Annotated in this window: 17 protein-coding genes; 6 read left to right on the top strand and 11 right to left on the bottom strand. The window is 50.5% G+C overall.

What is annotated here, in order from left to right; all coding sequences use genetic code 11:
• Window positions 1-12 precede the first annotated feature (12 nt).
• The 9 genes from BN2762_RS17185 to BN2762_RS17145 all read right to left on the bottom strand — a co-directional run bounded on the left by BN2762_RS17185 (window position 13) and on the right by BN2762_RS17145 (window position 8829).
• Window positions 13-789, bottom strand: a complete 777-nt coding sequence (locus BN2762_RS17185) for an ABC transporter permease (RefSeq protein WP_055108131.1) — start codon at window positions 787-789, stop codon at window positions 13-15.
• 23 nt (window positions 790-812) lie between these two features.
• Window positions 813-1589 (bottom strand): ABC transporter ATP-binding protein, encoded by a 777-nt coding sequence (locus BN2762_RS17180; RefSeq protein WP_055108130.1) that lies wholly within the window; start codon window positions 1587-1589, stop codon window positions 813-815.
• Between the two features lie 18 nt (window positions 1590-1607).
• Window positions 1608-2624 carry an ABC transporter substrate-binding protein gene (locus tag BN2762_RS17175; RefSeq protein WP_055108129.1) on the bottom strand — a complete coding sequence of 339 codons (1017 nt, stop codon included), beginning with the start codon at window positions 2622-2624 and terminating at the stop codon, window positions 1608-1610.
• On the bottom strand, window positions 2621-4072 hold the full coding sequence (locus BN2762_RS17170) for an aryl-sulfate sulfotransferase (protein ID WP_055108128.1): 1452 nt from the start codon (window positions 4070-4072) through the stop codon (window positions 2621-2623). The genes BN2762_RS17175 and BN2762_RS17170 overlap by 4 nt, the downstream gene beginning before the upstream one ends.
• Before the next feature lie 46 nt (window positions 4073-4118).
• Window positions 4119-4661, bottom strand: a complete 543-nt coding sequence (locus BN2762_RS17165; RefSeq protein ID WP_055108127.1) for a MarR family winged helix-turn-helix transcriptional regulator — start codon at window positions 4659-4661, stop codon at window positions 4119-4121.
• Between the two features lie 165 nt (window positions 4662-4826).
• Window positions 4827-6119 (bottom strand): group II intron reverse transcriptase/maturase, encoded by a 1293-nt coding sequence (ltrA, locus tag BN2762_RS17160; RefSeq protein ID WP_055107312.1) that lies wholly within the window; start codon window positions 6117-6119, stop codon window positions 4827-4829.
• Window positions 6120-6837: 718 nt separating this feature from the next.
• A complete protein-coding gene (locus BN2762_RS26210; protein WP_074048646.1) occupies window positions 6838-7422 on the bottom strand; it encodes a TetR/AcrR family transcriptional regulator in 585 nt (194 codons plus the stop codon).
• A 317-nt stretch (window positions 7423-7739) separates the two neighbouring features.
• Window positions 7740-8033 carry a hypothetical protein gene (locus BN2762_RS17150; RefSeq protein WP_055108126.1) on the bottom strand — a complete coding sequence of 98 codons (294 nt, stop codon included), beginning with the start codon at window positions 8031-8033 and terminating at the stop codon, window positions 7740-7742.
• Window positions 8020-8829 (bottom strand): radical SAM protein, encoded by an 810-nt coding sequence (locus BN2762_RS17145; RefSeq protein ID WP_083484975.1) that lies wholly within the window; start codon window positions 8827-8829, stop codon window positions 8020-8022. Before BN2762_RS17145 ends, BN2762_RS17150 begins: the two co-directional genes overlap by 14 nt.
• Window positions 8830-9082: 253 nt before the next feature.
• On the opposite strand from BN2762_RS17145, the gene BN2762_RS17140 reads away from it, so the two are divergent.
• The 6 genes from BN2762_RS17140 to BN2762_RS17115 all read left to right on the top strand — a co-directional run bounded on the left by BN2762_RS17140 (window position 9083) and on the right by BN2762_RS17115 (window position 17127).
• The gene (locus BN2762_RS17140; protein ID WP_055108124.1) at window positions 9083-9454 is read left to right on the top strand and encodes a hypothetical protein; all 372 of its coding nucleotides are present in this window, start codon (window positions 9083-9085) and stop codon (window positions 9452-9454) included.
• A 48-nt stretch (window positions 9455-9502) separates the two neighbouring features.
• Complete coding sequence (locus BN2762_RS17135) at window positions 9503-13771, top strand: non-ribosomal peptide synthetase (protein WP_055108123.1); 4269 nt, start codon at window positions 9503-9505, stop codon at window positions 13769-13771.
• A gap of 59 nt (window positions 13772-13830) precedes the next feature.
• Window positions 13831-15018, top strand: a complete 1188-nt coding sequence (locus tag BN2762_RS17130; RefSeq protein WP_392391599.1) for an MFS transporter — start codon at window positions 13831-13833, stop codon at window positions 15016-15018.
• Window positions 15019-15054: 36 nt separating this feature from the next.
• Complete coding sequence (locus tag BN2762_RS17125) at window positions 15055-15843, top strand: SDR family oxidoreductase (protein ID WP_055108121.1); 789 nt, start codon at window positions 15055-15057, stop codon at window positions 15841-15843.
• Between the two features lie 219 nt (window positions 15844-16062).
• Window positions 16063-16497: an Lrp/AsnC family transcriptional regulator gene (locus tag BN2762_RS17120; protein ID WP_055108120.1), complete on the top strand. Its 435-nt coding sequence runs from the start codon at window positions 16063-16065 to the stop codon at window positions 16495-16497.
• Between the two features lie 15 nt (window positions 16498-16512).
• Window positions 16513-17127: a LysE family translocator gene (locus tag BN2762_RS17115; protein ID WP_055108119.1), complete on the top strand. Its 615-nt coding sequence runs from the start codon at window positions 16513-16515 to the stop codon at window positions 17125-17127.
• Between the two features lie 31 nt (window positions 17128-17158).
• On the opposite strand, the gene BN2762_RS17110 is transcribed toward BN2762_RS17115, so the two are convergent.
• Window positions 17159-18388: a cytochrome P450 gene (locus BN2762_RS17110; RefSeq protein WP_055108118.1), complete on the bottom strand. Its 1230-nt coding sequence runs from the start codon at window positions 18386-18388 to the stop codon at window positions 17159-17161.
• 212 nt (window positions 18389-18600) lie between these two features.
• Complete coding sequence (locus BN2762_RS17105) at window positions 18601-20592, bottom strand: sucrose-specific PTS transporter subunit IIBC (protein WP_055108117.1); 1992 nt, start codon at window positions 20590-20592, stop codon at window positions 18601-18603.
• Between the last annotated feature and the right edge of the window lie 6 nt (window positions 20593-20598).

Below are 20598 nucleotides of genomic sequence, written 5' to 3'. Positions count from 1 at the left end.
TTCTATTCATATTTATCGCCTCAGTGATGTTGTGCTGACCACACCGTAGCGCGACAGCAACTTTCGTCCAAGCAGCGCTACTGCACGATCGGTTAGAAAGCCCATCCATCCCAGACAGATCAGCCCGACAAAAATCCAATCCGTCCGGAAGAACAGCCGTGAGTTCCAGATCAGATACCCGACTCCCTCGTTGGAAGCGATCATTTCAGCTCCGATAATGGCCATGAATGACGTGCCCATCGCAAGACGGACACCCGTAAAGATATACGGAACGGTGGCTGGAATAATAACATGAATCACGATCTGCCATTCCGATGCTCCCATACTGCGCGCAGAGCGGATTTTATCCTCCTCCACGGACAGGACGCCCGTCAACGTGTTGAGAATAACGATAAAGAATGTAGCGTACATGATCAGCATCACTTTGGACGTTTCTCCAATGCCGAACCAGACCAGGAATAAGGTGATAAAGGCGATCGGCGGAATGAATCTTATAAAATTGAGGAATGGCTCCGCAAACAAGCGGATCGCGTTCACTTTACCAATGAAGATGCCCGCCGGGACGGCCGCCAGACTGCCCAGCGTCCAGCCCAATAATACGCGGTATGCGCTAATTCCGATATACTGCAGCAGCGTTCCGTCGGCCAGCAGCTCGTAGCCGCCTTGTGCTGTATATAGCGGCCCCGGAAGGATTTCCGGATCGTATACCAGCGACAGTAATTGCCAGAGGCCAAGGATTACGAACCAGAACAGCAGCTGCAGCGACACTTTCTTTGTTTTCCCACTCATGTGGTTTCCTCCGCTTCCCTCTTCTACTCCTCAAAATGCGCTTGGATCTTGTTGTAAAGAACGTGGAACTCCGGATCGGCCAAATCCCGGGGGTAACCAAGCGGTACATCATAAATATGCGTAATTTGGGAGGAGGGTCCTGCCGACATAATGCCGATACGGCCGCCGAGCAGCAGCGCCTCCTGAATATCATGGGTCACGAAAATCACGGTCTTGTCGGTGTCCCGCCAAATATTTACCAGCTCTCTCTGCATCGTGCGCCGGGTCATGGCATCCAGCGCTCCAAACGGCTCATCCATCAGCAGAATGGCCGGATCATTCGAGAGAACTCTCGCTAGCTGGACACGCTGCTTCATGCCGCCGGACAGCTCCCGCGGGAATTTGTTCTCATGTCCCTGAAGCCCTACGAGCGAAATGAACCGATCGGATACTTCCTTCCGCCGGGCAGTGGGAATCCGTTTCATCCGCAGGCCAAACTCTACATTCTCCCTTACCGTAAGCCAAGGGAACAGGGAGGAATCCGCCTGCTGGAACACGACCGCCCGATCCTGGCCGGGGCGCTCCACTTCCTTCTCGCCTACCTTGACCTGGCCCGAGGTCTTCAATACAAAACCCGCGATCAGGCTTAGGAGGGTCGATTTTCCGCAGCCGCTTGGCCCCAGCAGGACGAAGAACTCGCCTCCCATAACCACCAGGTTCACATCCTGAATAATGTAATGAAGATCCCCGGCAGCCTGGGTCGCATAGCTCTTGTTCAAGCGCTCGATATGAATTTCGTTCTCCTTCGGTAATGAACTCATGATGGTCTCACCCTCTCCCTATTCCAATGGAACGACGCGATTCGGAAACGCACTTCGCACCAGCTCCAGATTCAATTTGTCGTTCAGGTTAAAGTCCCGCTCGATAATGCCGTTCTCCACCATGTAATTCTTTTGGCCTGCCAATCCCTCATACGCTTGCTGGGTGAACCCGATTTGCCAGGGGTTCTTGGGAAGATCCTTCAAGGTGGCCTCCTTAGGCTGCTTGACTTCGGCGTACATGATGTCCGCAGCTTCATCCGGGTTCGCCTGAGCATAGGCGGAGGCTTCATCCAATGCTCTCAGAAACCCCACTAGACTGTCCCTGTGGTCTTGAATAAGCTCATTGGAAGCAATAAGCCCCGTGCCGAGCCGTACAGGAGTTTGGGACATATCTGCCAGCTCATGGGCCTCTTCGAGCGCCGCGAATTTCTCGTTGAGCACGGCTCCATATACCCAGGCGGCATCGATCTCCCCTTTTTTAAGGGCAACATAAGCTTCATCAAAGCCGCCCTGGCCCACTAGCGTCACCTCGGATAACTGAATGCCGTTCTGCTGCAGATACACATCCCATAGATACGGAATAAATGTGCCGCGTGAAAAGCTTAACTTCTTGCCTTGCAAATCTGCTGCACTGGCAATTTCTTTGCGGGCGAACAATTTCCACTCGCTGGCGCTCAGATCGGTCGACGTCCCGGAGGAAGCGAAGATGGAGTAGTCGCCTTTGCTAACGGCATTCAACAGCGGAAAGTCCGCGCCGAAGGCGATGTCAACCTGCTTGATGAACAAGGAGTTGACTCCTTCTGCCGGTGTTGCGAAGTTGACCAGCTCGGCGTCTATGCCGTGTTTGTCAAAGAAGCCCTTATTCTTGGCTATGCGAAACACGGTATTGGTGGAAATATCGGCGATTCTCAGCTTTAGCGCGCTGTCTTTAGCCGGGCCTGCTGTGGTTTGGCAAGCGCCGAGCACCGCGGAAGCAAGCAGGATGGTTATGATGGTCAGGTTCAGGCTAAGGCGGCGGAATCTTTGTCTGCTCATCGGGAGTCCCTCTCCCTTCTGTCCTCCTCATCCGTCGTAGCCACGCAGAAGGCGCCCTCGCCGTAAGCTGCAGTTCCCTCGACTTCAACCGCTGTTATGGCACCTCTAGGTGCGGCGCCGGGCAGACGGAAGTCCGCCACGTCAATCGGTTCAATTTCGGTCTCCACTGGTTTCTCCAGCTGCGGTACCCACTCATAGGGGACGCGGTAAGCCCGATAGACCATGTTGGAATTGCGTTTGTTCTTGTAAGGCGAAATGTATTCCCAGACCAGCTCATGCTCCCGGGTAACTTCAAAAATCCGCCCATCCGCCCCTTCGGTAATCAGCGTATTTCCGTTCGGCAGCCGCTGTGCGGAGCTAATATAAGGACTGTAGAACCGATACGAGTCGAGCGGCGCCTGGAATCCTGCTTCGGCTGGGGTATACTGCCATTCGATCTCCAGCGTTACCGGGTTGATCTCTAAAATGCGGGAATGATCCCGGCGAGCCACCTTGAGCCCATCCGGCGCTTCAGGGTTAGGCCTGCCATAGCCGCCCCATCCGCCATTATCGAACACGAGAAGATTGCCCTCGCCCGGCAGGCCTCTGGGGATCAAATGAGCGTGATGCTGGCCGATGATCCAGCCGAGATGCTCCGTTTCTTTCGTATCGTAATTGGGGCCGAGCTTCCAGACAATGTGGCCTGATCGTTTGTCGATGATCGCGATAATATTCGTTTCGCGGGCATCCCAGATCAGATTATCCGGGTGGAAGCGTTCATCGCCATCATCATAGTGCTTATTCGGTCCCAGCACCGATACAGAATTGATATGCATCCAATCCCCGGCGTGCGTGCCGAATCCCCGGGTGTTGGGATCCCGATACAGCGCCGCCTTGGCATCATCATCGAAACCCAGCTCATGGAAATGGTCGCTGACCGCCCACTCCCAAATGACATTCCCCTCCCAGTCTACCTCGATAATCGTATCGTCGAGCAGCTCGGTAGCGGAGATTTCGGGGCATTGCACGTTTTTGTGCGCGAGGATTATGGTGCTGCCGGAATCGACTTTCGGCTCAAGCCCTGGCGCATAATAGCCGACCGGATTGCCTTCCCGCTGATAATCGTGATGCTGCCGCGCCATCCACTGTGCCGGGTGCCCTGGATCCTCGATCCAGGCGTATCGGTCGAATTTCCATACAATGTTGCCGTTCCAGTCGACCTGAACTAAATTCGCCTCATCCTGGAACCCGTATTTCGGATCGCGTTCCGACGTGCTTCCCAGGACGTAGCCGCCCGGTAAAATTTTGTTCGGGAAGCCCCGCAGACTCTTCCATAAATGAACCTCTCTTCCATTCATATCAATAAGCAGCGCCCCGGTATCGGCAGCCTGGTAAATCGTATAGCCGCTCCATGCCTTTTCCGGCAAATATACTGTCGTCCCCGTTGGATAAATCGTAGGATGTCCCATATTATTGTCTCCTTTCGCACTTAACGAATAAATTAGTGAATCCATTTCAGTAAGAAATAAACCGGTTCTTCCGCTGCAGCTGGGCCGTCCGGCGCGTTGCTCCCGCGCCGTCACCGTTGTCCGAAGGCTTCGTCTGGCGCAGGACCCCTTCTGCGAAGCCTTCCATCCGGTCATGAAGGCGCCGGAACAAAGTGATTTGATTGGCGAGCTCCTCGGACGTAAATGCGCCAAAGACGGCATCGATCATATATGTACCCGCTTCCCAGTTGCGTTCGACCATCCTCCTTCCCTCCTCGGTAATATGCAGGGCTACGGTTCTCCGGTCCTCCTCGCTTCTTCTTCGAAGAGCAAAGCCCTGCTTCTCCAGCTTGTCGCAGATTGCGGTGACCGCGCCGGACGTGAAATCCAATCTCTCCGCCAAATCCCCGAGCTTCTGCTCCCCGTACCGCATAATAGCATTCAGAATGAGCATGCCGGGAAGCGATACGCCTTCGATCGTAATTTTGTCCCGCTCCTTAACGAAGCGCCTGACGAGCCTGCGGAAATGCCAATCCGCCTCCTCCATTCGTGTCCAATCTTTGTTATCCATGACGCTCCTCCCCCTGAATCCTCCCGTCTCTGCATGTGAAATGCACAAAGTCCACATGATTAGCTAGAGTGAAAGGCTGGGCGGGGCCCAGCCCCTCCTCATCAAACCGTACGTGAGGTTTTCCCTCATACGGCTTTCCGATGTTCGTCATCATGAGCATGCAGATTACAAGAGCGTTTTAAGTCCATATTGAATAGACAAAGACTTCACTTCGCGCAGCGAACTCAACCATCGTCTGCGTTTGTGTTTCTTAGCATACCACTTCGCAAACCGCTGCCGGATATACCAATCCAACTTCGCCATCTTCCTCTGGCTGTAAGCTGTGTAGTAGTAATTGCGCCAGCCTTGAATCTTTGGATTCAGGTACTCCACGTGCTCTTCGAAACTCAGGCGTCGCATACCTGGCGGAGCTAATCGCTCTTTTACCCCTTCCCGTATTCGCTCTTCCGCCTTCCGGCACAACCACTGCTGGGTTGTGTAGTACACTTGGCCTTTGGATGTTTCGGCCTTCGTCTTTCGATGATGCATGCCCAGAAAATCGAAGCCTTCTTCCCCAGTCCAAAGTCCAACGATGCGCGTTTTCGTGGGGTGCAGGGTTAATTCCAGGCGTTCCATAATCGCTCGTATGAGTTCATAGGCCCGCTGTGCGTCCTTCTTCGTCTTGCAGATGATCACCAGATCATCTGCATAACGCGTCAGTTCCCCAAGCTTACCGCCATGTCGTTCCCACAGAAGATCAAAGTAATTCAGGTAGATGTTCGCCAGCAGTGGTGAGATCACTCCCCCTTGCGGTGTACCCAAGTCTGAGCGTCGGATGTTTCCTTCTTCCATCACTCCCGCACCTAACCACTTCCTCACCAACTTCAAGATTCGCCTGTCACTGATCCGCATTTCGATCAGCTTCATCAGTTTCTCCTGATTGATGTTGTCGAAGTAGCCTTGGATGTCGACGTCGACCACCCAATTTCCTTTGCGGTTGCATGCTTTCCGGATTCGCTCCAACGCCTGTTTCGCGCTCCGCTTAGGCCGAAAACCGAAAGACGTGTCCTGAAAATCCGCCTCGAAAATGGGTTCCATGACGAGTTTGGTCGCCATCTGGATGACGCGGTCTCTCACCGTCGGGATCCCCAGCGGTCGCAGTTTGCCATCTTTCTTCGGGATGTAGTGGCGTCTAACGGGTTGTGGATGGTACTTCCCTTCTTTCAGTAGCCGTTGACATTCAAGCACAAAACGCATTTCTCCCTGTTTCTCGATGTCTGCCAACGTCTCTCCATCCACTCCTGCCGAGCCCTCGTTGGCTCGTACCCTTCGCCACGCTTCCCATAAGATGTCTACCCGATAGACCTTGTCGTACAGCGCGTGAAATCTTCGCTTCTTGTTCTCCTTGGCCGCATGACCGAGTTTCCCTTGGAGTTGTTGAACGTTTTCCTCTGGTGTTGTTAGCCGTTTGGCATTCACTGACTCGTACCTCCTCAAGAAACTTGAACAAAGCAGGGCTCCTTCCCTCCCGCAGGTTGTGTTGTCCTGCGTTCCACGGTACTATGAGCCCCTCGGACTCCCTTCCTGCAGACCGTTCACTTCACCTCTGGGGCTTATAGAAGGCCTCTTTCCGGTTTCTGCAACCGTGCAGGAGAGGGCCCTACCAGTTCACTGCATCCTCGTGCACACAATGTCCTTCACTCTAAGCCAGACGATTCTTCACTGTCGCTCCAAGTTCTAGGCAGCTTCCATGGCCTTCGTCCATGTACGCGGGACTCGGCTTCCTCTTTTCCCTCTTGCGAGGCCTTTTTGACGACGCGGCAGGATTCACTTTCATGTTACGGCCTGGTATGTTGCTCGCCCTGCCTCTGACAGGTACTTTCGTCGATACGCTTCTACGTACAGATTTCGCCATACGTAGGTATCCTAGCTACGCGGGGGCTTGGCCCTTCCCGCGACCGGACTTTCACCGGCTAGAAGATGCGTGCTTAGCTGGGCACGCCGAACACAGAAAAGGCCCCTGGTTCTCTACCGGAAAAATTCACGGTATTGATCACAGGAGCCTTTGGTGGACCAATCGGCTAATGATTTAATTTTATCCTGAACTAATGAATAATTAGATAATGATCAATGATCTATCAGGCTTGACATCAGATTAAACCAATTAATCATACCTGTCAAGTGTGTAATTTATTTTCTACAGCAGCATAGGATGCCTCGCTTCCTGAGTCAGCTTGAGCACAGCCTCCGCCATGAATTCTGGCGAATACGGAAAATCATTCTGCAGCCACCAGCTCGCCACCGAGAAATGAGCCGCAATGCTGTAGCGCCAATGGATTTCCGCAGGTACGCCGTTCATGGGTTGATGCAAATCTACAGCTTGTCCCATCGCCTCCTGTACGATATCGGAGAACAGCTCCATCATGTCCAGCTCGTACCCTCTGTTCAGGATGACCTTGAAATAGTAGCTCTGCGCTTTTAAATTCCGGTAGAAAGCTAACAGGTAGCCATAGCTGACCGTATTCGGACTGCTTCTGTCTACGTTAGCGGACAGCACCGCTTCCTTCAAGGACTGGAACAAATCTTCAACACTTTGTACAAGTAAATCATATTTATTCTCGTAATGCTGATAGAACGTGGAGCGATTTAGTTTTGCTTGGTTAGTTAAATCCTGGATCGTGATGCTTCGCCATTCCTTTTCATACAGAAGTTCGAATAGAGCTTCCTTCAGCCGCTCCTTCGATCGGATGCTTCTCTTGTCGTCCCGATAATCAAACGCCATTGCTTAGCTCTCCTTAGTCCTTTGCGTTATGCATCGATCAAGATGCTGCGATCCCTGAGCCCTCTTCTTCTATCCTTATATTTGATTACAATCCTTGTAATCTCTCGTTACAGAGCTCTCTCATCCTTTCTCCTCCTCTATTATAAAATGTAAAAGTCTCTCCCATCTTTTAGACGAAATCATTCAGCAAAAATTTACATCATAAGGAAATTATTATTAACCCTTATATCCTATAATCAGCTCTGCTCTTCGGAACAGGAGCAAAGCAAACAGCCAACTCGTAATACGAAGTTGGCTGTTTGCTTTGCGTCTTGCCCTTACAGCACAAAAAAGGATTCCGTAGGATAATACGCCCGGTCATCGACTTTGTAAACCTCCAGAATCAAATGACTCGGATATTCGATCGCGACCTTGGCTTCCAACGGATGGGAACGGGATATGATGAAACGATGGCTGTCTGCATCCCTCTTCAACTCCTCCCGCTCGCTCTTTCTCTGTCCATTCTCCAATAGCCTTACAATTTCCAGCGTCCCCCCTGTCCCAGAGGGGTTATTAGCTTGCACATGGAGGAGAAAGAAGTCGGGCGTCCATTGGTGCTCAAATCTTTTCATAGCGCTCCTCCTCTTCTTCGGACCAATTCTTCGAAGCGAGGGACCGGTCAATATGATTAATGGTCGTCTGATAGCCGCAATTGGTGCATACCCCGAAATCATCCAGCGAATCCTTGATAAAGGTGTGTAACCCATACCGCTCAATCAACATTTCATGGCACTCAGGACAGTAGGAATTTAGAGATTCGCCTTCAAAGGCATTGCCGATATAAGCATAGCGCAATCCTCTTTCCAAGGCTCGATTTCTGGCGGCCACTACATCCTCCATCGGAGTCTTCTCATAGTTCATGTATTTGTAATCGGGATGGAATCTAGTGAAATGGATGGGAATATCCGGCGATAACTCCTCCAGGATAAAATCGATCATCTTGTCATAGTTCTCCGTCGTATTCGTCAGACCGGTGACCACGAGATTGCTGATCTCATAATGAATGCCTTTGCTGTGCACGATTTTGGTATTATCAAGAACAGGCTTGAGCCAGCCTTTAGTAAATTTATGATAGTATTTCTCATCAATCGCTTTGATGGAAATGGCAAATACGTCTATCACCTCACAGAGCTGTTCAACAGCCTCCTTGCTCAGGAAGAAGGCCGATTTAAAGAGGCTGCGAATCCCATGCTTCTTGGCTTCCCTGGCTGTATCCATTACGAATTCAAACCATACGGCGGGATCATTATAGGTCCAGGACAGAATATCCACATTGTTGTCTAACGCCATTTGAATCACATCCTGGCTGGTGTATTCATGGATATGATCTGGACTGGTGTATTGGAACTTTACAAGAAATTGGATCATAACAAGGTTCAATGCGGATTATGTCCAAGAGGCTGCATCATTAAGGAGAATAATGTGGGCTTCTGCAAAGTAAGGAAGAATATAGAGGGGACACTCTATGCCCAATCTTACGGTAAAGCCACTCATGTCACGGTGGAGAAGATCGAGACCGAAGCCTTATTTCATTACAGTCCAGGAGCAAAAATACTGTCTCTAGGAAACTTCGGCTGCAATCTGGATTGCGATTATTGTCAAAATTGGAAATACTCATCCGTTGGCCAAAATCGTTCAGGATCATGGCGGAGCACCGTTGTTCGAAACATTATTCAACTATACTCATTTTCATATCTATCAGGAAATCGAGCAGAGCAAGAGAGTTCGCATTGTGGAAAGCATGGATTTCTCCGAGCCGATCTATCCGTTGGTCGCTGATTTTTACCGGGAGGCCGCTTCGGACCAGCTGCGGTTGGCCTTGGTCTGGGACGCGAAGGAATTCGAGCAAATTCAGATGGAATCGATGATGAAGCTTTATATGCGAACCTTAACAGAGATCGCGCGCACTCCGCATCTTTCCTGCACGGCAAATCCGTCCTTAAGCCCTGAGGAAGCGCATACCATTCTCAAGCTCCGAATCCAGCTGACCTGAAAATTTCTCCTCTGTAATGACCGCCTGGATGCCGGACTCCGCTACCATATGCTCGAGCCGCTCCCTCGGATAATCCGGATCCAGAGGGAAATAGGCCTGGCCAGCCTTTGGCTGCTCTCCACCATTGTCAGCTCCATTTTGCAAGTTGAACAATTGAGCATGGCAGATAACTTATTCGATCTTGGCGCCGATTCTCTGGCCGCATTGAAAATTGCAGCCAGAATCAGATCCTGCTTCGATATAGAGCTAACCTTAAGAACAATATTTGATCATCCTACCCTTGCGGAGCTGTCACGGGTAATCCAGGACAAAAACACGGGTCCTGTCTCCTGGAAGCTGCAGCAAGGAGATCCTTCGGCATCCGCGCTCCTGTCGTACGCTCAGCAGCGAATTTGGTTTTTTGAAGCGCTGCATCCGGGAACCAGCACCTACCATGTGCCCGTCGTATTAGAATTTCGCGGACCCTTGGATTGCAATAACCTGCAGTCCAGCCTGAATCAATTGATTTCCAGGCACGATATCCTAAGAACGTCGATTCAAATGGAGAACGGGTATCCGGTACAGCGAACGAATCCTGGAAACTGCCGTTTGGAGTGGCTGAATCCAGATCCCTCTTGCGAGGAGCTCACGGAAGAAATGATCGAACAAATGATTGCTTCGGCCGTTTCGCGCCCCTTCGATTTCAATAGAGGATCGCTGCTGCGTGTACAAATGATTGGCCTTGAGCCGATGCGCCATATTTTGATATTAACGATGCATCATCTGATTACTGATGGATGGTCAGTCGACTTGATCCTTCGGGAGCTGGCGCATTTATATAACAGCGGTAACGAGAAGAAGGAGCCTCAGCTGCCGGCGCTTGCCTGCAGATATGCGGATTTTGCAGACTGGCAAAGACAGCTGATCGAGTCCTGCGGCTTGAACTCCCAATTGGATTATTGGACGCAGCAGCTTACCCATGCGCCTGAGGTGCTGCAGCTACCCTTGGACTATCCGAGGCCCATGGAGAAGAGCTACCGCGGGGAAGCCTGTACCAGGGGGCTGTCTCAAGAGCTGATGCATCGTCTGCAGAGGCTTGCCCATCAACAAGAAGCGACCCTCTTTACGGCTCTGCTGTCGGCATATTTCGTCCTGTTATCCCGCTATACCGGACAAGAGGATATGATTGTAGGAACGCCGGTTACGAATCGCAATCACACGGAGCTGGAGGATCTCGTGGGGATGTTCGTCAACACCTTGGCAATTCGCTCCGCTCCATCGGGCCGCCTGACTTTTATGAAATTTTTAAGCCAGGTGAAAGCCACGGTGCTCGAGGCGATCAGCCATTCAGATGTCCCTTTTGAGCATTTAGTCGCAGTGCTCAACCCGGATCGTAATCTGAATCGAACCCCTTTGTTTCAAGCCATGTTTTTGATGGAACAGCCATCGCAATTGCCGGAATTTCAGGGGCTGGAGGCCGAAAGAAGACAGACAGGCTCGGAAGCATCCAAATGTGATATTACGCTTTCGATTACCCAGCATAAGGACGGTATAAGCGCATCGATCACCTATGAGCCCGACTTATTTCATCCTGCCACCATGGCGAATATGCTGGAGAGCTTTGAGAGGCTGCTGCAAAGCATAGTAGAGTCGCCGGAGGCAGAGCTTCAACAGCTTCGCCTCCTCTCTCCTTCCCAGCAGGCCGAAATAGTGCAAATGGGAGCCGGTGCAAAAATAAATATAGACGATACCTTATGCCTGCATGAATGGTTTGTCCGGCAAGCGCGAAATACACCAGAGGCGATAGCATGCGTATGCGGCAGCGTTCAGCTCACCTACAGGGAAGTGGACGAAAGGTCCAATCAGCTCGCTCATTTTCTCGGACGCTTTGGCATCAAGAAAGAATCCTTTGTGGGGCTATTCATGGAGAGCTCCGTGGATATGATTGTTGGGCTGCTCGGTATTCTTAAATCCGGCGGCGCTTATGTTCCGCTAGATCCATCCATGCCCCCCGAGCGCATAAGCTATGTGCTCGAAAATTCCAACGCCTCGCTCATTGTGACGCAAGGCGCATTGGCGAATCAACTGGATACCTACTGTCCGATCGTCAGGCTGGATGAGGATTGGCCCCTGATTAAGAATGAAATGAAGTCGTTCGATGTCTGCACCAGTTCCCCGGAATCAGCAGCCTATGTTCTTTATACTACGGGATCCACAGGAAGACCTAAGGGCGTCGTCGTGGAGCATCGTCAGATCGTCAACTATGTCACAGGCGTTACGAAGGCACTGAATTTGTCTGCCTGCACAAGCTTCGCTATGGTACAGCCGCTGGTAGTCGATTCCTGCCAGACCGTTCTGTTTCCTGCGTTTTATACGGGCGGCACATTGCATATCATCAATTCAGAGCTTGCCTTGAATGCTGTCAGTCTAGCGGCCTATTTCAAGCAGAACCCAATCGATTGCCTGAAGATTGCTCCATCTCATTTAAGCGCCCTGCAGAAGCTTTCGGGAATCCAAGCTTTTATGCCTAAGCAGAGATTAATACTTGGCGGAGAGCCTTCCAATCCGGAGTGGATTCGTCAACTGCTGCTTTATAAAGGGAATTGTCTCATTTATAACCATTACGGACCTACGGAGACGACGGTGGGCATCAGCACCTTCCTTATTGAGGATGCCGATTCAATCGCTGCCGGCATACCCATAGGATATCCGCTGCCCAATGTCCAATTTTATATCGTTGATTCCCACGGCCAATTGGCGCCCAGAGGAGCTGCCGGCGAGCTCTGGGTTGGCGGTTCAGCGGTTACGAGAGAATATTTAGGGCAGGAACAACTCACTGGGGAGAAATACATTTACGCCTCCTTTGCGGGAGGAGAGCCGGAAAGATTGTACAGAATCGGCGATCAGGTTCGGATGCTGCCTAGCGGGGCGATCGAATTTCTAGGCCGTCTGGATGATCAGGTTAAAATCAATGGCTACCGGGTAGAGCCTTCAGAATTGATGTATGTATTGTCCCAGATACCTGAGATCCGAGAGGTTGTTATATTGCCGAAGCCCCTGTCAGACGGAGCAAAGTCCCTTGTGGCATATCTTGTTCCAAAAAGCCGGCATAAGCCGTCGCATGAAGAATTGAATCAGTATGTGCTGCAGCATTTGCCGGCCTATTTTCTGCCTCATGCTTATGTATGGCTGGAGGAGCTCCCTCGCACTCTGCAAGGGAAGGTAAACAGAAGCGCTCTGCCGGAGCCGGTCATCCAGCCTCCAGCGGTAAATTACTGCGCTCCGCGAAATGATATAGAGCGCAGCTTATCCGCGATCTGGTCGCAAGTCTTGGGACGACCCCAAATCGGAATACATGATAACTTTTTTCAGCTTGGGGGAAACTCCATTCTGAGCATGCAATTCATTGCTATGGCTCAAGAGAAGGGGTGGCATGTATCGTTAAAGCGGCTGTTCCAATATCAGACGATTGCAGAGCTGGCGCAATTTCTGCAACACAGCGGCGAATCTCCGGCAAATCAGGCATCGCAGATACGAACACCAATGCGCTGTCTTGTCCCGTTCTCTGAGGATCAGAGCAAAATCCCTTTCTTCTGCGTCCATCCGATAACGGGAAGCGTTCATAGTTACTATGCATTGGCTCAGAGAATTCAAGTCAAATACCGTTTGATCGGCATTCAATCGCCCTTGGCAGAAGCTGAGCTGCCGTTCTTTGAAAATCTGGAGGCGTTGGCTCAATATTATGTTGAAGCCGTACAAGCCCTGCAGCCGCATGGCCCCTACCATTTGGGAGGATGGTCTATGGGAGGAATGATTGCGTATGAGATGGCGCAGCTCTTGCGGAAGCAGCAGGAAGAAGTTCAATGCCTAATCATCATAGATAAGGATGGATATAAATATCCGTTTGAGCATCAGGCTGAGCATCTTCTCTCCTATTTGTTCGAGGAGGAGCCGATTTCCTGGCGGGAATCCTTCCTTCAAATGAACCGTGCAGAGCAGCTGGACTGGCTGGTCTCCCAGCGAAAAGTCCAAGTACGTTATGACGGAAATGATCCGGCGTGGATTAAACAGCATCTAGAGGTCGTTACGAATCATATTCAGCTCATGTCGAAGCATGTCCCGAAGCCTTATGATGGCTATCTCACACTCATTTCCTCCGAGGACACCGTTCGAAGAACGGGTAATGATTCGGCATTAGGCTGGAGGAAGCTTGCGGCAGGCGTCAGAGCTGTCACGCTTCCCGGAGATCATGATTCCTTGATCCAGGAGCCGTTGGTAGAGCGGCTGGCCATGGCAATTCTTCAGGATAGTCCAATCGTAAAAGAGGTAAACTCATGACAGATCCGAAAACATCTATATCGCCGCATTCTGGCAATGAACAGGCAATTGCAGCGCCTATGCTGCTGCAATTGCCCCTCTCCTATATTCGCTTCTTAATCGGCATGTTTATTTCCAGGCTGGGAGATTCATTGTTTACATTCGCCATTCCATGGATTGCCTATAAATTGACCCAATCCAGCATCATTATGGGATCGATGTATGCGGTAAGCGTCCTGCCGATCGTATTGTTCGGCCCCATCGTTGGAAGCCTAGTGGATCGCTGGGAGCGTAAAAGGCTTATGATTGTTACGGACGTCGCCAGGGCGCTGCTTGTTGCTCTGATTCCGGTTCTTCATTTCTTGGGTTTTTTGCAGCTATGGCATCTATATGTTATTTCTTTCATACTCACCATCCTTTCACTTATGTTCGATGTGTCCATCGTAGCGATTATTCCATCGTTGGTGCCGAACCAATTAACGCGGGCCAATGCCTCCTACCAGCTAACGAATCAAATTGCGGAGCTGGCAGGACCGCTGCTGGCAGGCGCGCTTATTGTTTCGATCGGCGGGTTTCATGCGCTGTGGCTCGATACGGCGTCTTTTCTCGGTACATTAGTCGTGCTTATGCTCATGCCGAGCTTCGTTAAGCCGAAGTCGCTGACTAGTCTTTCCCATATATTTAAAGATATCGGCGAAGGCTTTCGATGGCTCGTTGGTTCGAAAATCAACTTATCCTTCTCCCTCCAGGCGATGATTGGCAACTTTGGATATAGTGCGGCCTTTGGCGTGCTGATGTTCTACTTGTTGAACACCTTGCAGCTGGACGCCCAGCAGAGCAGTCTGAATTATACCCTGCTCGGGTTTGGGGGAATTATTGGCAGCCTGCTGGCCGTTCCGCTGGAGCATCGGTTCCGCCGAGGCGTGCTCATTCCTATGCTGCTTGCATTGGGCACCATCGGTTTCATATTTGCCGCCTTCAGCCAGTTTTGGCTGGCGCCGGGCCTCGCCTTCTTCGCGGTTACGGTCTGTAATGTGGCTTGGAATACGATTGTTACCTCCGTCAGGCAGGAGACGATTCCTTCAGACATGATCGGCCGTGTGCTTGGCTTTTCCAGGGTACTGACCCGATTAGCCATGCCTTTGGGAGCGATGACTGGCGCTGCTCTGTCCGAATGGGCCGATCCCAGAGCCGTATTCGTTGTAGCGGCGGGGGCTAAAGCATTGGAGGTCATTATCGCTTTGGCCACCCCAATCCGGAAGTTGTAGATGGAATTTTATACCACAGACAAGGAGTGTTGACTTATGAATTTGAACCTTACAGGAAAAAGAGTACTCGTAGCTGCCTCAAGCAAAGGGATCGGGAAAGCGATCGCAGCCTGCTTTGCCGGTGAGGGAGCCCATATTATGCTTTGCTCGCGTCATGAGGAAGATTTGAAAGCAGCAGCGGAAGAGCTTAGAGAGCGCTATGATGCACAAGTTCACTATAAGACAGCTGATCTTTCAATGAAGCAGGACATCGAGGATTTAGTTCAAGCGGCTGCCGAAGCCTTCGGAGGCTTGGATATTCTAGTTACGAACTCCGGAGGACCTCCAAGCGGAAAATTTGAGGATATCGAGGACGAGACATGGGAGCAGGCCTTTCACCAAAATTTGATGAGCGTTATTCGCCTTATTCGCTGCTCCCTCCCCCACTTGAAACGCTCGAAGAACGGCCGCATCGTGAATATCACATCCACCTCAGTGAAACAGCCCATTGAAGGTCTTATTCTTTCCAATACCTACCGGGCGGGAATCGCCGGTCTGGCCAAAACCCTGGCCCATGAACTGGCTGCCGACGGCATTCTAATTAATACGGTAGCTCCCGGAAGAATTGCGACGGATCGGACTTATCACTTGGATAAGCTGAAAGCAGAATCCATGAATACGAATATCGAAGATATTCGGGCCCGTGCAGAGCAGAGCATTCCTTTAGGCCGTTACGGCCAACCGGATGAGCTCGCCAAAATGGTGGTTTTTCTGGCCTCGACTGCGAATTCCTATACGACCGGGCAGACGCTTCTCGTTGACGGGGGGATGGTCAAGTCATTATAAACAGAGTCAATGAATGATGATAGCGAAAAGGCTAACCCTTCTCAAGGGTTAGCCTTTTAAGATTGCATTAATTTTTTAAGTCAGCATCTGCGATTCGGTGCGGCAGATTAATTATTTTAACGATGAACACATCAATTCTTAAAAGTATAGGGTATTTATGGTTTTTTATTTATTTAATTCATCTTTATCGTATAATTTACCTTAAAAGGAGAGTTGCAAATGGACGAAATTGACCTGCAAATTCTGCAAATGCTCAAAGCCAATAGCCGAATCACTAGCTCGGAAATAAGCAAGGTAATTCATTTATCCATCCCTTCGATTGCTGAACGAATACGAAAATTAGAGAAAAACGGGATCATTGAGCAATTTACAGTCAAGCTGAACCGGCGGTCCATGGGGCAAAATTGTATGGTATACATTTTTGTGCAGCTGCACGGTTCCGTGGAAACGGAGCATTTTCGCAAAACAATCGTTGAATCTCCATATGTGCTGGAATGTCATCACACCTCTGGGGAATACGACTATCTATTGAAGGTAGCTTTACCGGATATCTCCAAATTAGAAGGATTCATAACCTATACGTTAAAGAGCAGCTACAACATCGTTAGATCGAATACGGTGTTTATACTTTCCACCTTGAAGGAAGATGACTAACAGGAGTGAGTCCTTATGTTTTCGGAATGGATTTGGAAAGGCATGCTGTTGGGTTTATCCATAGCAGCCCCCATTGGCCCGATCAGCATCCTTTGCATCAAGAAAACATTGGCCTCGGGGCTAAAAGCCGGCTTTTTCAGCGGGCTTGGAGCAGCGACGGCAGATGCTGTTTATGGCTTTATCGCCGGGTTTGGCCTGTTTTGGCTGAGCGACCTATTCTTACAATTTAAAGGGATTATTCAGCTTCTGGGCGGATTGTTTATTTGCTATCTGGGCATCAAATTTATGCAATCCGGAGGACAGGTTCAAATACAGGAGCAAGATACCAGACAAAGCTCTCTTTTCTCCTATTTCGTCGCTTTTCTACTAACGCTATCGAATCCGATGACTATTCTATTTTTTGTAGGCGTTTTTGGAGCTTCTGGCATTCTGTTTTCCCACGCGTCTTCGGATGTGCCTTTACTGGTTGGAGGAGTGTTCATCGGTTCTATGATCTGGTGGCTTTTTCTAGTCGGAGCAGTCGCGTTATTGCAAATCCGCCTGCTCAAAGCCCGTCATCTAGCCTTAATTAACAAGCTGTCTGGTTTCATGTTAATCTGTTTCGGGGTTAGCGCCCTTTTTCCATTTTAGCTCGCTGAGCGACTGCATCAGTGCTTGCTAGTCAAGCATAATAAGCTACGAGCGGCAAGGAGGTCAAGGATTGCCCGGCCGCCGATGGCTGCAGGTAATCCTCTAAACGAAAGCCGGCGACAGGCTCGATTTGGCCGAATCGTTTAACGAATTGCTCCAGCATAATCGCTGCCTCCAGCCTGGCCAGCGGGGCACCCAAACAAAAATGCGGACCGCTGCCGAACGTTAAGTGCTTCCTGCTATTCTCCCGATGAATATCCAGCTTATAAGGATTTTCAAACATCGCTTCATCGTGATTAGCCGCGCTCATCCAGGCGATCACGACGTCCCCCTTCTTCAGCTCTACGCCGAGAAGCGTGTTGTCCTCCTTGACTGTACGGTCCATTTTGCTGATGTGGAAACGGTAACGCAGCATCTCTTCTACTGTATTGGGAATCAGTCCGGCATCCTGCCTCAGCTCACGATATACCGTATCTTCATCATAGAGAAAAGCATAAAACGTATTGGCCATCAAATGGCTCGTCGTCTCAATGCCTGCCGCCAGAATAAACATCGTTGTACGTACAATTTCATCATCGGTGAACCGCTCTCCGTCGGCCTCTACCCGGATCAAATCAGAAATGATATCCTCTTGCAGATGAGCACGCTTATCTAGAACCAAGGGATATAAGAAGGAATAATATTCCCTGGCTGCCTTGCTTTTTAATTCATTGATCCCATCCTTGTTCTGCTTGTTCGTCGGCATGAAGAGTATATCCACCCACTCCTTGAACAAGCTGCGATGCTCCGACGGCACGCCAAGCAGCTCGGACATCACGATCGTCGGAAGCGGCGACGTCAAGCTGCTCACAATGTCGACCGGTTCCTTCTCCGGTATCCCGCGAATCAGTTCCTCAACGATGCCATGAATGCGCGGCTCCCATAATTTAAGGCTGCGGGGAGTGAAGGCGCTGGCAAGCAAGGCCCGCCGTTTGCGATGTTCAGGGGGATCTACGCTGAGATTGAATTTTTCGGCAATATGACCCTCCTTCGTATTCGTCCCTACATCAATGATCGTCCTTGTACGTACACTTGAGAAATATTCATGATCGCTGAGCACGCGCCTTACGTCCTCATATCGGAATACATTCCAAGTATTCGTCTCTGCGTGATAACTGATTGGCTCATGCTGCAGCTTCTCTTTGTACCAGGAGTAAGGATTGAATTCATCGGCCTTTGTTTTGAACCCTGTAATCTCTGAAACCGGAATAACTTCTTGCATAGGATTTCCTCCTTTTCGGGAATATACATGATTTTCTAGTTATGGGCGAACAATACAGTCACCGTTCAGTAAAAATTTACACCAACCCTCCGTTATGATCAACCGACAGATTGACCCGAAATGTTGAAGAAAAGCACATATATTCCGCTATCATGATTGCCTAATATAACAAAGAGACCAACGCGTCATGTCTGCGTGGTCTCCCCTTACTCTTATCCCGATTTCAATTGGACGGCCATGACAGCTTCCTTGTAGGCCGTTACTGAATTATGGCTTGCCTTCACGGTCAATCCTGCGACCTGATCCGTTCCTGACGGAACAATTACGGGAGTGACCGTAGATAGTCCAGCCTTCTGAATGGCATCCACATCGAATTCTACTAGCAATTGCCCGGCTTTTACAATATCCCCGGTTTGCACATGGGTTACAAACCCCTCACCCTTTAAGGAAACCGTATTGATCCCGATATGAATCAAAAGCTGCAAGCCGCTGTCATGTGCAAGAATAAGCGCATGCTTGCTCTTCTCCATAACGTGAGCAATTTCTCCGTCAAACGGGGCGAATACCTTGCCTTCGGAAGGTTCAACCGCATATCCCTCTCCCATATGCTTCTGGGCAAAAGCCGGGTCGGGGACATCCTCCAGCGCTATGATCTTGCCGGATAAGGGAGATGGGACATCCAATATATACGCATGCTGCGAAGGAACAGAGCTTTGGCTAGTTTCCGCAGCGCCTTTACCAGGAACGCCTGATGCGTCTTGAGCGCTTCCCTGCACCGGCGGATTTACTGCCGCGGCCGCGGCTACCGCCATCTCTGGCGCCGCTTCATCCTTGTAACCGAACATCCAAGTCAGGATAAATGCGATGGCCATCGCAATCAAATTGCACAGGATGTACATCGGGAGCTGTTCATTCAGGTAAAGAAGCGTTCCCGGTATAACTGTAATCGCCATCCCTGTTGCAGCCAAGCCTGATAAGGAGGCCAGGAAACCGCCTACGGCCCCGCCGATCAATCCCATGATGAAAGGCTTCATATACCGCAAATTGACGCCAAAGATGGCCGGCTCCGTAATCCCCAGGAAAGCCGACAGCGAAGACGGCAAGGCGAGAGATTTCAGCTTCACGTTCTTGGTCTTCAAGCCTACTGCCAGGCAAGCCGCTCCCTGAGCAGCCATAGCGCTGGTAACCAGGGCGTTAAACGGATTGGAGCCCAACTGCTCCAGCAGCTGAATCTCCAGAAAATTGAAGATGTGATGAACCCCGGTGACGACGATGATTTGGTTAAAGAAGCCGATGACTAGTCCGGCAATGCCGAAAGGAAGACCCAATATAAAGGTGGTTCCATGCAGTACCCACTCTTCCAAGGAATGAAACACAGGTCCGACTACGAATAATCCAAGAGTGATCATGACCAGCAGCGTGATAAACGGCGTTAAAATCAAATCCAACGCTTCCGGTACGCGCTTCCGCAGCATTTTCTCAAATTTCGCTCCCAGGAGCCCCATGAAGAACGCAGGCAGCACAGAGCCCTGATACCCCACCACCGGTATAAAGCCAAGCATGATCAAAGCCTCTGCTGAGCCATTGGCCACGCTGTAGGCGTTGGGAAGGGCCGGATTAACCAGCATCAGACCCAGAACGATACCTAGAATCGGACTGCCGCCGAATACGCGGAATGAGGACCAGGCTACGAGCGCTGGCAAGAAGGCAAATGCGGTATCGGTTAATACCTGCGTAAAGAGCAGGAAATTCGCCGGGATATCTGCGGCCGTCAACCCGAATAGGGACAAAATTTGCTCCTGTGTAAGCAAGCCGCGCAGGCCCATGAACAATCCGGTGGCCACAAGCACCGGAATAATCGGTACGAATACGTCTCCGAACGTGCGAATCGCTCTTTGAAAAGCATTGCCCTGCTTCTTGCTCTGGCTTTTGAGCTCCTCTTTCGTCGTTCCCGTGATGCCGAGCTTCTCCACCTCTTCATAGATGCGGTTCACCGTTCCGGTTCCAAAAATAATCTGAAACTGTCCCGAGTTGAAGAAGGCTCCCTTGACCTTATCAATATTCTCCACGCCGGCTTGATCGATCAAATCCTTATCATGAACCATAATGCGCAGCCTTGTAGCGCAGTGTGCGAAGGATGCGATATTATCCTTCCCGCCGACGGCCTCCACGACCTTTTTTGCGATATCACGATTTTCAGACATCCGTAA

This window comes from Paenibacillus ihumii, assembly GCF_001403875.1.
GTDB classification, from domain to species: Bacteria; Bacillota; Bacilli; order Paenibacillales; family Paenibacillaceae; genus Fontibacillus; species Fontibacillus ihumii.
This window is presented reverse-complemented; position numbering and strand designations above follow the sequence as displayed.